Raw genomic sequence first — 12,280 nt, 5'->3', positions numbered from 1 at the left:
TGAAGGTGATCCCTACTTCCGCTGCATAACACTTCCATGACACGTGACGCACGCTCCGAGAGGACAAGAAGGAGCCGACGACCATCTATATCGCCGCCAAGGACAAGCGGCGGCGGCACTTGTTCGCTACTTCGGAGGGTCGATGCGTCAACGACTATTATATTGAAGCCGCCAACGATTTTCTCGATAAGCACGCCGACCGCCTGCCGAGCTGTGACCGCCTTTCGCACTGTCAAGGCGACCGCTTCGCGGCGCGCTAAGACGCAGCCTTGACAACGCCCAAGCCTCGGTCCCAGTTCGTCAGGTCGTAGGGGATGCGCTAGCCGTTGGCCGTCAGCCAGTCGATCGCCGCCTTGGGCTCATCGGTCTGGATGATGGTCGCGCCTCGGTCTGGAGGGGCCCCAGCAATAGGAAGAACCTGCCATTGCGGGCGGCGTGCTTGCGAATTGTCAGCAGCGGGGTGGGTAGTTTAACAAATGGAATAATGCGAACAAGGGCTGGCAGTTCGGTGCGCTTCCCACTCTCAAGGGAAATTACGGCCCGTTTCCGTCTTCTATTTTTAGGGTTTGCAGCAGCTGAGGCAAATCCAGCGGACGAAGCAGGTGTTGCAACCGGACCTCGCACGCGTGACAATCACGCGTCAGGTCCACCTACCAGACGTCAACGTGGACGACCGAGAAAAGTCTCCACCAGTCAACGTATGCTGCCGATGAAGGAGTGGGACAGTGGCTGCCAAGGAAGTGAAGTTTCGCGACGACGCGCGCACCAAGATGCTGCGCGGTGTCGATATCCTTGCCAATGCGGTGAAGGTGACACTCGGCCCCAAGGGCCGCAACGTCGTCATCGACAAGGCATTCGGCGCGCCGCGCATCACCAAGGATGGGGTGACCGTCGCCAAGGAAATCGAGCTTGAAGACAAGTTCGAGAATATGGGCGCCCAGATGGTCCGCGAAGTCGCTTCCAAGACCAGCGACGTCGCCGGCGACGGCACCACGACCGCGACCATTCTCGCCCAGGCGATCGTCCAGGAGGGCCACAAGGCCGTTGCCGCCGGCATGAATCCGATGGACTTGAAGCGCGGCATCGACAAGGCGGCCGATGCCGTAGTCGCAGAGCTGAAGAAGAACGCCCGCAAGGTGACCAACAACGACGAGATCGCCCAAGTCGGCACCATCTCGGCCAATGGCGACGCAGAGATAGGACGCTTCCTGGCCGAGGCGATGGAGAAAGTAGGCAATGAAGGTGTCATCACGGTCGAGGAAGCCAAGACCGTAGTGACCGAACTTGAGATCGTTGAAGGCATGCAGTTCGACCGCGGCTACCTCAGCCCCTATTTCGTCACCAACACGGACAAGATGCGGGCAGAGCTCGAAGAGCCCTACATACTGATCCACGAGAAGAAGCTCGGCAACCTGCAGGCCCTGCTGCCGATCCTGGAGGCCGTGGTTCAGTCCGGTCAGCCGCTGCTCATCATTGCCGAGGACGTCGAGGGCGAGGCGCTCGCCACGCTGGTCGTCAACAAGCTGCGCGGCGGCTTCAAGGTCGCGGCCGTCAAGGCGCCGGGCTTTGGCGATCGCCGCAAGGCGATGCTCGAGGATATCGCTATCCTCACCGGCGGCACGGCGATTTCGGAGGATCTCGGCATCAAGCTCGAGAACGTGACGCTCGATATGCTCGGCCGGGCCAAGAAGATCGTGGTCGAAAAAGAGAGCACCACCATCGTTGACGGCGCCGGCTCCAAGGCCGAGATCCAGGGTCGCGTCGCGCAGATCAAGGCGCAGATCGAAGAGACCACGTCCGACTACGATCGCGAAAAGCTGCAGGAGCGGCTTGCGAAGTTAGCCGGCGGCGTTGCCGTAATTCGCGTCGGCGGCTCTACCGAAGTCGAGGTCAGGGAACGCAAGGACCGCGTTGACGACGCGCTGCACGCCACCCGCGCGGCAGTCGAAGAAGGCATCCTGCCGGGTGGCGGCGTGGCGTTGTTGAGGGCGGCCAAGGCGCTCGACATGGTCCAAGTCGACAATTCAGACCAGAGGACAGGTGTCGATATCGTGCGCCGGGCGATCGAAGTGCCGGTACGCCAGATCGCGGAGAATGCCGGAGCGGAAGGCTCGATCATTGTAGGCAAGCTGCGCGAGAAGGACGATTTCGGCTTCGGTTGGAACGCACAGACCAATTCGTTCGGCGACCTTTATCGGCAAGGCGTGATCGATCCGGCAAAAGTGGTGCGCACCGCACTTCAGGATGCCGCGTCCATCGCCGGCCTGCTGGTGACCACCGAGGCTATGATTGCCGAGAAGCCGAAGAAGGAAGCCGCACCTGCCATGCCGTCTGGTGGTATGGACTTCTAACGCCTGCTGTTGGAGCGGGCGCGACAAAAGCCAGGATCTTTTCCAGTTGCATGAACCGCCAATTGCGGTGGCATCAACAGATCGTCTCGGGCTGCCCGCGGATGCTTGGGGCGCAGCCCATGAACTACGGCCCGCCCTGTTCGCAAGTAGAATCTCAAATTCCTGTACAGGCTTCAACGTATTCGGTCTCACGGTCACGCCGTGGCCAAGATGGATATCCGCATGTGCGAAGCCGCAATAATCAACACGGTTGCAGTGAACCATTTCCGCGACAGGGCTTTTCGAACGCCGATAGAACTGTCGATTGACCTCGTCGATGCCTCCCGCATCAGGGCAGACCTTTGCTTTCAGATAACCCTTGAATCGCGCTTAGTGGGTTTCTGCTGCTAGCGTTCTGATTACAGCCGATGCGTCAAAACGAAGGATTTCTGCCAGCTCGATAAACTCGATCACATCGACTCGTCTCTGGCCACTTTCTAGACGTGCCACGAATGACTGATATTGCCCTAGTTTGGCGGCTAATTCGCTCTGGGTCAGCCCGCTTGCCTCACGCCTCTCGATCAACAGAGCGATCAGGGACCTATGACGCTGTGTGCCGAGCGTTTTGACCACGAATTTTCCTCACCTGGTTTCAGATGAGGGCTTCATTATATCTGATTTTCAGTTATCTTAAATTCAGATAATGGTGTTTACGAATCTTGTTCGCCTCGACGTGCTCGCGCTGCGAAGCTGTAGATCACGGCTCAGGTACCACCCTTGCCTGGCGCTATGGCGGCGAACGAGAGAGGCAAAGGATATGGATCGGCAGCGGAATATGGAGCCAGCGGTTTTTACGCTGAAACACACGTACCTCAGTCCAGATCCTGCGGTTGCCTTGCTGAGCGACTGGAAACGAGCGCAGCGGGTTTCGTTGGTGCTGTGCCGACTACAGCAGCGGCTTGAGACACGCATCATCCGCGCTCTAGGGTTTCGCGGTCAGGTGCCAGTCGAGCAATGTCCGCAGAATGAGAAAGCGCACAAGCTCAACAAGCAGAGGGAGGTCGATGAGCTTCTCCACAAAGAGGGTTCGAACAAAGATGCACCGACCAAGTGGGCAATACAAACCGACGAACAGATTGCTCAATGGGACGCCATGGATGAAGAGATAGGGTATTCCTTAACGCGTGAGGCCGAGATCATAGCCACGACGGAAGTATTAAAATTCCAAGACACACTTCCGGCCACAACGGCACAATCTTTTGCCGGCATAATAGCCAAGCTGGAGATCATAATGGGCGCCGACCGGGACATCGGCGATCCGACTGATTTTCCTTGGCCCCACATCGCCTCGGTCCTTCGAGACCTCAAGACGATTATAGGGAGCCTGCCCATCGAGCGTCACGATCGAGCTATCATCCGTGCCGACGCTGTCGGATATCGGGCAACGGCGTCTAACCAACGGAAAAAGGCCGGTGCTGAGCGTGAAGGTTCGCCACTAGGTGAATGACGGATCGCGGTAAACGCATTTCAGGCAAGACCAGCCGCCTCGGGCCGGACCGGATCTGGGCCGCGGAACCGCTTTCGATGCGGATGTTCCTGCAGTAGGGAGAAGCGAACAAAGCCCCTTAGCCAAATCACCGAAGTGAAACCGATGTGAAAAACGTTGCAACGGTGTGAAGGTGTTAAGCCGTCGTAGCCCATGCGGGCATCAGGCAATGACGGCCAACGCCTTCCGTCGCCGACAGGTCTACAGAAGGTACGGGATGATCATCTTGGTTCGCCGTTGGTAGACCTCGTAGGGCTCGCCAAATGTACGGCTAAGCAGTTTCTCTCCGCGCGGGCGCGCCAGGCAAAGGTCGGGACAATTCCGAACAGCAAAATAGATAGAGCCGGCCGGCTGCCGAAGGCGAGCCCTTCGCCGATGGCGAGCAGTGCCAGGCCCAGGTAGATGGGGTGGCGCACGAGGCGATAGGGGCCAGTTGTGACGATGCCGGTGCTCTGATTTGTCCTGGGGACAAGGCTCCATGCGGGACCGAGCTCGGCCCGGGATCTGGGGACAAGGGCGGCCCCCCGCGAGGGCGACAAGGCACCCTGACAGCGCCAACGGCAGTGGCCCGGAGGCCTCGGAGCTACCGGAAAAAATCAGGAGCGAAGGGAAGAACAAGCCGAATGCAGCGAGGTTCGCCACCAGCGGTGCTCGTTCACCTCCACCCTGACGTGCTCGCGTCTTGCGTTCCCCGCGACTCCCGCCGCCGCCCACCAGCAACAGGGGGCCCGCAAAGGCGAGGAGGGAGACGGCGCGGAGAGCTATGACCAGTATTGACATTTCTTACGCGCGGAGCCGGATGAGATAGAGCGCCAGGGGTAGCAGGATGATCGGGAGCACGTAGCTCACCACGAGGACCAGGATCGGCTGGTCCGCCCAGCCAGCGCCGATGGCCGCAAAAGCGAATGCCGTGGGCGCGCTGCCGACTGTCAACGCCACGGTGAATTTTCTCATCGGCATGCCCGCAAGTCCGGCGAGAAAAACCATGGCCTCCGGGACGCTGTAGGGAAGGCTGCGGGTGAGGACGATCGCCCAAACACCGCCCCGGCCGAACAGACGCTCCATCTTTTGCATGGATTGGGGCCCAACAAAGCGTTGCACAAATCGCCGCGCGGAGGTGAGCATCAGGCAGTAGCCGAGAAGGCCGCCGGTGATCAGGCCGAGACTGCCGAACAATCCGCCAAGCAGCGTTCCATAGATGATGCCTAGCGCGGCGATCACAGAAGTTTGCGGGATTGGCAGCACAAGATCGACCCAGATGAGAGCAATGCCCACAGCCCACGCCCAGCTCTCGTAATCTCGAAGCGTCAGTACGGCGTCATTGACCTCCTGGGATGTCGGGATCTTCGCGCAGGAGGCGAGGATGGCCGCTAGAACGCCGACGCTCAGGCCTGATCTCATTTCGCCTCCGAACGCATGGGATCGGCGCTTTTGCCCCACGGCTACAACCATCGGCGCACGCGGGCCTTGTAGTCTCGATAGGCGTTGTCAAACCGCCGCTCCGGCTACGCTTCTTCGCGGCTGACGACGCCGTGGCGGATCATGATTGCCAGAGGCAGCGGGAGGATCAGGATCCACGGGTTTCGTGCGGCGATCCGGATGCCGTCGTAGACGAGGAACATGCCCAGATAGATGGGATTGCGGGTCCAACCGTGGATGCCGGTCGACACCAGCGCGCGGGTGGGCTCATTCGTGGGTACTGGCGTCTTTGCTCGTAAGAAATTGCAAATGCCCGCGGCGAAGAGCGCAAGACCGCTGAAGGCCAGCGACCCGCCGATGATCCAGCGGGCCAGATCGCCGTCCGGAACGGCGAACGGCAAAGGTGGCAGGCGATCCAGGATGAAGCCGAGCAGAAGAGCGGCGAGAAAGAGGAGGGGCGGTCGCGCGATAACATCCGCGGTTCCGGTGTCAGTCATTTGTGGCCCGGCAGAGTCCATGCCCGTGCCTCCTCCCGCAGATGCCGGGGTTACAGCCAAGTTTGTTCAAAATGACACCTAAGGTGTCATTCTAAAAGTTGACAACAACAGTGTCAACTGGAAGTGATGGCGTAGACAAGGGAACGAAAGCGATGGCGTCGGCGCGACACAGGACCGAGGTGGCCCCAAAGAGTGCGGCCCCAACCGTTGACAGCAAGGCAGAGGCGGTCGAAGAGCTGATGCTCGAAGTGGCTCAGTGTTTCTTCAAGATACGGGCGTTCGGCCAGAAGACAGGGCTCATACGAGTTGGGGCGGCGGTGCGTTCGGCTTCATGCGAAGCCTCGCGCTGCTTGGTTCGCTCACCGTGCCGCAAGTCGCTCAGATGCGACCCGCCAGCCGTCAGCGCATGCAGCGACTGGCGAATGAGCTTGCGGCCAAGGGGCTCGTGGAATTCATCGACAATCCGAGGCACCGGCGCTCGAAACTCGTGCGGCTGACACCCAAAGGCGATACGCGCTACCGCGAGCTCAACGCCCGGCTCCTTTCGACTGCATCGACCATGGGCGCCGCTCTCAGCGAAGCGGATATTCGCAAGACCACCGAAATCGTGCGGGAGCTGAGCGACGATGTGAAATCGCGGTCGGAGCGGCTATCGTAGTGCGCAACGTCTGCGCGTCCGCGAGATAGGGATCTCACTTCAGGAGAAACAATAGTTAAGACCGCCGCTTCGAATGAGGTTTCGGTTTGCGGCAATCAGCCTTTCTCGAAAAGGACGGCTTGCGGTCAGGAGTCGCCATAGAACTTCAGTGATGAATGGCAGACAAGGATCGTATCAGATCGTAGCGGGAACGGTAGGTTCGGAGAAGCGGCATGAAGGTCAATGCCCCGCCTGGGCCTATCGCAAGCGACGCTTCTATGCCGAGAGGTGCCGCGAAGGGCTGAGGACGCTGAAGGCTCTCGGTTTGAAATTGCTCCCTTGCCAGAACAAGCGCGCCATCGTTTCCGACAGTAGGCGCCTTTGGCGCAAATAGCAGCGGAGCGCCTACTGCCCGACTTTGGGCGCATTGCTGACCGGCAGCTTTTGGACCCGAAGCAGACGGGCAGCTTCGGAACTAGGGAATACCAATAGCTGACGTTTTGCATGGGAGGCTTTGAGTCTCGACCTGACCCAATCCGGTCGTTCCGGGAGGGAGGCTGGAACGTCTCGAATGGGGACTAGAAGCTGTCATTACCAGCCACGCGGATACCTTTGCCCGGGCTCCAAAGGGCCTACCAGTTACGGCTAGTGCAGTGACTCTAGCGCTTGTCCTGCACGCGCGACCTGTTCGAGAGATGTTGCCGATCCGTTGCGATTGCGAACCAGACCCTCAAGTCTTCCCGGTTACAGTCGGGGAAATTCAATGCGTTCCCTGTTACCCATCTGACAAGACTCGCACACTTCATCCAAATTAAAAACTCACTGTTAGAAACAGAATACCAGTCGTTTTGCGCTGGATGAGAGATTTATCCTCGCTACGAACTCAGATCAGGCGTATAGTTACCTATCGCTGGCTGGCCAGCGACTGAGAGCGCAAGACTCCCGCCTTAGGACAGGGTGCTCCTAACTCGCAACTGTTCGGCGCGCATTGTCCGCCTCTGCCGGAATCTCTTTTGTTGGATTCCGGCCCACAACAGTTTTTTTGCGAATCGGAAGGGAGGGTTCCGATGCGGATCATTCAGGATCGTCGCGCCTTCTTGGCTGGCCTGTCCGCGGCCGGCGGAGCGGCGCTATTCAACATTCGCCCGTCCAGTGCAGCAGAGCCACCCCCGGAAACCACCACCGTCCGTCTGGGAAAGTGGGGCGCCTACTGCTGGGCATCCGTCTTTCTCGCCGGAGAATTGATGCGCGCCGACGGCATCACCGACGTCCGCTACGTGACAGGCGATACCAGCGTCGACAATTCACAATGGCTCGCTCGCGGCGATACGGATTTCGACATGAACATGCCGTCGATGCACATCACGTCCATCGAAGCCGGCGTGCCGATTAAGGTGCTGACAGGCGTCCACTTCGGGTGCTTCGAACTGATCGCCAACGACAGCGTTCAAGCCGTAGCGGATATGCGAGGCAAGCGAGTGGGGGTTTGGGTCTTGGATTCGCATCCGCACAAGCTCACGAGCCTCATGGCCAACTATGTCGGGCTTGACCCTGTACACGACATTCAGTGGGTGGAGACCGAAAACCCGATGCAGGACTTCATCGACGGGCAAGTCGATGCGTTCCTTGCCGCCACGCCCGAACCGCAAATTTTTCGCGGCCAAAAAGATTTTCCCGGCCACACGGTCGTCAACATCGCCGTCGACCGCCCGTGGTCGCAATACTTCTGCTGCATGGTTGCCGGCAGCACGGACTATGTCACCAAATACCCGGCGGCGACCAAGCGTGTCCTACGCGCCATCCTCAAGGCCGCCGACTTCTGCGCTTCGAACCCGGAGTTGGCGGCACAGGAGCTGGTCGACCGAGGCTTTCTGCCCAATTATGACTATGCTCTGGCCACGCTGAAGGAGACCCCGCACGACAGATGGCGGGACTACGATGCCGAAGACACGGTGCGCTTCTACGCACTGCGCATGCAGGAGACGGGCATGATCAAGTCCAGCCCGCAACAGATCCTATCCAACGGAACGGACTGGCGCTTCCTCAATGAGCTTAAGCGGGAGTTGAAGAGGTAGACCTATCGCCGACACGCCACGCCTTTTCAAGGGAAGGAGAGACTCGTGCAGGTTATCCAGAACCGCCGCCGCTTCCTCACGGGCCTGTCTGCGCTCGCAACCGCGAGTCTTGCCAACGGCCGCATTGCCGCCGCTGCCGAGGCGGCGCCTGAAACCACGACGGCCCGCTTTGCTGCGGCGCCCGGTATCTGCATCGCTCCGCAGTACGTCGCCGAGGGGCTGATCCGCGCAGAGGGGTTCTCGGACTTTGGCTTCGTGGCCGCCGACGCCGGTATCGCCCAGACCGAGATGCTGGCGCGCGGCGATATCGACTTCGGCATCGACTTTGCCACAGCCTTAATCATCCCAGTCGACACTGGCGCCCCGATCAAGGTGATCTCGGGAGTGCATGTCGGCTGCTACGAGTTGTTCGGGCGCGAAGACATCAAAAGCATCGCGGATCTCAAGGACCGCAGGGTCGGGGTCGGCGGCAATCTATCATCGGACCCACATATCTTCGTCAGCGCCATGGCGACCTATGTCGGCCTCGATCCGCAACGCGACATCGAATGGATCGTCGGCGAGGCAAAACCGGCGGAGCTTTTCGCCGAGGGCAAGGTCGATGCCTTCCTGGCTTTTCCGCCCGAGGCTCAAGATCTCCGCGCCCGCAAGGTCGGCCACGTCATCCTCGACAGTTCCAAGGACCGGCCGTGGTCGCAGTATTACTGCTGCATGCTGGCGGTCAACGCCGCCTATGCGGAGAAGAATCCAGCTGCCACCAAGCGCGTCGTCCGCGCCATCCTCAAATCGGCCGATATCTGCGCGGCCGAACCGGAACGGGTGGCCCGCCTCCTGGTAGATGGCGGACGCACCGAACAATACGACTACGCCGTGCAGTCGCTCCGCGAGCTCCCATACTCCAATTGGCGCGACTTCGATCCAGAGGATACGATGAGGTTCTTTTCGCTGCGGCTGCACGAAGCCAGGATCGTTAAGTCGAACCCGAACGAGATCATCGCGAACGGCACCGATTGGCAGTTCTTTAACGAGATCAAGCGCGAGTTGAAGGGCTGACATTGCCGATGGGCCGCCGCTGAAAGGAGGCTTCCATGCTCGTTATGCAAGATCGGCGCCGCTTCCTGGCAGGCGCAGCTGCAGCCGGCGCTGCGGGCCTTGTCGGCACCGCGACGCAGGCCTGGGCCGAGCCGCCTCCGGAAACGACCAAGGTGCGCTTCCCCGTTTTCATCAACGCCTCGGATTGCCAAGCGCCGATGTACGTCTCGGAGCCGCTGCTGCGAGCCGAAGGCTTCACGGATATAAGCTTCGTGTCGTCCGGCACCGGCCCCGATTCGGCCGATTGGCTCGCGCATGACGAGATAGATTTCGACTGGAACTTTCCGCCGGCGCATGTACGGTCGATCGCCAACGGCGTTCCGATCACAGTGTTGGCCGGCATGCATGTCGGCTGCCTTGAACTGATTGCGAATGACAGCATCCAGGGTGTGCTCGACCTCAAGGGGAAACGGGCGGGCGTCGATGCCTTGAACGGAGTTCCGCACTTTCTCCTGATGATTGTGGCTGCCTATGTCGGGCTCGATCCCGCCAATGACATCGAGTGGATTACTGGCGGGGACCCGCTGCAGATGCTCGCCCACGGGAAGATCGATGCTTTTCTCGCGACACCGCCGCAGCCGCAAGTGGCGCGCGATCGCAAGATCGGCCATGTGATACTCAACACATCCATCGACCGTCCGTGGTCGCAATATTACTGCTGCATGCTGTCTGCCAGCACGGCCTATGCGCGGCAGTACCCGGTTGCGACCAAGCGAATCTTGCGTGCGCTGCTCAAGGCCGTCGATTTTTGTATCTCCGATCCGGAACTGGTCGCCAAAGGCGTGGTCGATAAGGGCTTCGCCAGCAGCTACGACTACGCCCTCCAGGCAATGAGCGACGTCCGCTACGACAAGTGGCGCGAGTACGATCCTGAGGATTCGATCCGCTTCTATACGCTCCGCATGCAGGAAACGGGCCTCGTGCAGGCGGGCCCGAACAAGGTCATCGCCGACGGAACGGACTGGCATTTCCTCGAGGAGATCAAGCGCGAACTGAAGACGTGAGCGGTGAGCGCGAGCGCAGTGGATTGGAACGAAAAGGATAGCGCCATGCAGATCATGCAAAACCGCCGCTGCTTTTTGGCCGGCGCTGCGGCAACCGGCACCGCAGGTCTCGTTGGCATCTCGACATCGGCCTGGGCCGAGCCGCCGCCGGAGACGACATCGGTCCGTCTGCCGCAGTGGCGCGGCGGCGCCTATTGCTGGGCAGGCGTGTACATGGCCGGAGAACTGCTGCGCGCCGAGGGCTTCACCGATGTGCGCTACGTGCAAGGTGACCCCAGCGTCGATCAGTCGGCGTGGATTGCAAATAACGAGACGGATTTCAGTGTGAACTACGTGCCGATTCATGTGGCGTCGATCGATGCAGGCGTGCCGATCAGGGTGCTTTCCGGACTACACTCCGGGTGCCTCGAACTGATCGCCAACGACAGCGTCGAACGCATCACGGACCTGCGTGGAAAGCGGGTCGGCATCTTTACCTTCGATGCTCCGCCATATGTGTTGGTTTCTTTGATGGCCGCCTATGTCGGGCTCGATCCCGCCAACGACATCGAATGGGTCATCGAACCAAACGATCTGGCGGAAGGCTTCATCGAGGGAAAGTTCGATGCATTCCTGGGCCAGCCGCCTAATACGCAGAAGCTGCGTCCCCGGAAAATTGGCCATACAATCCTCAACTCGACCACCGACGCGCCGTGGTCGCAGCACTTCTGCTGCATGATTTCCGCCACTGCGGATTACGTGAACAAATACCCGGTGGCGACCAAGCATATCCTGCGAGCCATATTCAAGAGCGCCGACCTCTGCGCATCGGACCCGCCATTGGTTGCGCGGCGGATGGTCGATCAAGGTTTCGTCCCCAGCTACGACTACGCGCTGCAAACGCTGAACGACATCCGGTACGACAGGTGGCGGGATTATGATGCTGAAGCCTCTCTGCGGTTCTACGCGCTGCGCATGCACGAAACAGGCATGATCAAGTCGAATCCGCAGACGATCATCGCCCAGGGCACGGACTGGCGCTTCGTCAACGAGCTGAAGCGCGAGTTGAAGACGTGAGCAGATGGCCAGCACGCGTTCTGCTGTTGGCGCTGCTTGTTCCTTGGCCAGTGTATGCGCATGACGCGCCGCACGACCAGCGCCTGCCGACCATCGGGGCGGCACCGGACTTTACCCTGGTATCGCAGGACGGGGTACGTGTGTCACTCCGTGACTTTCGCGGCAAGGTAGTCGCCGTTGCATTCATCTTTGCTTCCTGTACCGATATCTGCCCGATGCTCACCGACAACATGGCGCGCGTGAAGGACAAGCTGGGTACAGCGTTCGGGCCGCAGATCGCTTTCGTTTCGATCACCGTCGACCCGGAGCGCGATACGCCCGAAGTGCTGAAGCAATACGCGCAGAACTTTGATGCAGATTTGAAGGGCTGGTCGTTTCTTACCGGAGATCCGGCGATTGTCCATGAAGTTGGACGGAAATACGGCGTCATCGCGACGAAGACGGCGGATGGCGACGTCGACCACACGCTGCTGACGTCGCTCGTAGACCCGAATGGCATCTTGCGCGTACAATATATCGGCGCTGGGTTCGACCTGGAGGAGTTCCGGGGTGACCTTCTTAGCCTCCTGGAGGAAGCCAGGTAACGTCACGAGCCGACTGATTGGCTGGGTTGCGCGGCTGCCG

The 12,280-nt window shown here is 60.0% G+C and carries 12 protein-coding genes; 8 read left to right on the top strand and 4 right to left on the bottom strand.

Going from position 1 to position 12,280, the window contains the following annotated elements; translation table 11 throughout:
• Positions 1 to 725: 725 nt before the first annotated feature.
• Entirely contained in the window at positions 726 to 2,351 is a 1,626-nt protein-coding gene (gene groL, locus F3H98_RS20830) for a chaperonin GroEL (RefSeq protein WP_149762258.1), read from the top strand.
• Positions 2,352 to 2,720: 369 nt separating this feature from the next.
• Here groL and F3H98_RS20825 read toward each other — a convergent pair whose 3' ends face one another.
• The gene (locus F3H98_RS20825) at positions 2,721 to 2,963 is read right to left on the bottom strand and encodes a helix-turn-helix domain-containing protein (protein WP_149762257.1); all 243 of its coding nucleotides are present in this window, start codon (positions 2,961 to 2,963) and stop codon (positions 2,721 to 2,723) included.
• A gap of 184 nt (positions 2,964 to 3,147) precedes the next feature.
• Here F3H98_RS20825 and F3H98_RS31855 point away from each other — a divergent pair, with 184 nt between their 5' ends.
• Positions 3,148 to 3,837: a hypothetical protein gene (locus tag F3H98_RS31855; RefSeq protein ID WP_244621819.1), complete on the top strand. Its 690-nt coding sequence runs from the start codon at positions 3,148 to 3,150 to the stop codon at positions 3,835 to 3,837.
• 260 nt (positions 3,838 to 4,097) lie between these two features.
• On the opposite strand, the gene F3H98_RS32570 is transcribed toward F3H98_RS31855, so the two are convergent.
• The 3 genes from F3H98_RS32570 to F3H98_RS20805 form a co-directional block, all read right to left on the bottom strand.
• Entirely contained in the window at positions 4,098 to 4,415 is a 318-nt protein-coding gene (locus F3H98_RS32570; protein ID WP_149762256.1) for a methyltransferase family protein, read from the bottom strand.
• Between the two features lie 244 nt (positions 4,416 to 4,659).
• On the bottom strand, positions 4,660 to 5,277 hold the full coding sequence (locus F3H98_RS20810; protein WP_210249702.1) for a VTT domain-containing protein: 618 nt from the start codon (positions 5,275 to 5,277) through the stop codon (positions 4,660 to 4,662).
• Positions 5,278 to 5,381: 104 nt separating this feature from the next.
• A complete protein-coding gene (locus F3H98_RS20805; protein WP_149762254.1) occupies positions 5,382 to 5,813 on the bottom strand; it encodes a methyltransferase family protein in 432 nt (143 codons plus the stop codon).
• A gap of 310 nt (positions 5,814 to 6,123) precedes the next feature.
• On the opposite strand from F3H98_RS20805, the gene F3H98_RS20800 reads away from it, so the two are divergent.
• From F3H98_RS20800 to F3H98_RS20775, 6 genes are all read left to right on the top strand, one after another.
• Positions 6,124 to 6,450, top strand: a complete 327-nt coding sequence (locus F3H98_RS20800) for a MarR family winged helix-turn-helix transcriptional regulator (RefSeq protein WP_149762253.1) — start codon at positions 6,124 to 6,126, stop codon at positions 6,448 to 6,450.
• Positions 6,451 to 7,496: 1,046 nt separating this feature from the next.
• Positions 7,497 to 8,504 carry an ABC transporter substrate-binding protein gene (locus F3H98_RS20795; RefSeq protein ID WP_149762252.1) on the top strand — a complete coding sequence of 336 codons (1,008 nt, stop codon included), beginning with the start codon at positions 7,497 to 7,499 and terminating at the stop codon, positions 8,502 to 8,504.
• Positions 8,505 to 8,549: 45 nt separating this feature from the next.
• Positions 8,550 to 9,557, top strand: coding sequence for an ABC transporter substrate-binding protein (locus tag F3H98_RS20790; protein WP_149762251.1), 1,008 nt, complete (start codon positions 8,550 to 8,552; stop codon positions 9,555 to 9,557).
• Positions 9,558 to 9,592: 35 nt separating this feature from the next.
• Positions 9,593 to 10,600, top strand: a complete 1,008-nt coding sequence (locus F3H98_RS20785; RefSeq protein ID WP_149762250.1) for an ABC transporter substrate-binding protein — start codon at positions 9,593 to 9,595, stop codon at positions 10,598 to 10,600.
• 45 nt (positions 10,601 to 10,645) lie between these two features.
• Positions 10,646 to 11,656, top strand: coding sequence for an ABC transporter substrate-binding protein (locus tag F3H98_RS20780; RefSeq protein WP_149762249.1), 1,011 nt, complete (start codon positions 10,646 to 10,648; stop codon positions 11,654 to 11,656).
• Positions 11,657 to 11,682: 26 nt separating this feature from the next.
• Positions 11,683 to 12,240 (top strand): SCO family protein, encoded by a 558-nt coding sequence (locus tag F3H98_RS20775; RefSeq protein ID WP_188130502.1) that lies wholly within the window; start codon positions 11,683 to 11,685, stop codon positions 12,238 to 12,240.
• Positions 12,241 to 12,280: the final 40 nt, after the last annotated feature.

It is taken from the genome of Neomesorhizobium albiziae (genome assembly GCF_900114255.1).
Classification (GTDB): Bacteria; Pseudomonadota; Alphaproteobacteria; order Rhizobiales; family Rhizobiaceae; genus Neomesorhizobium; species Neomesorhizobium albiziae.
This window is presented reverse-complemented; position numbering and strand designations above follow the sequence as displayed.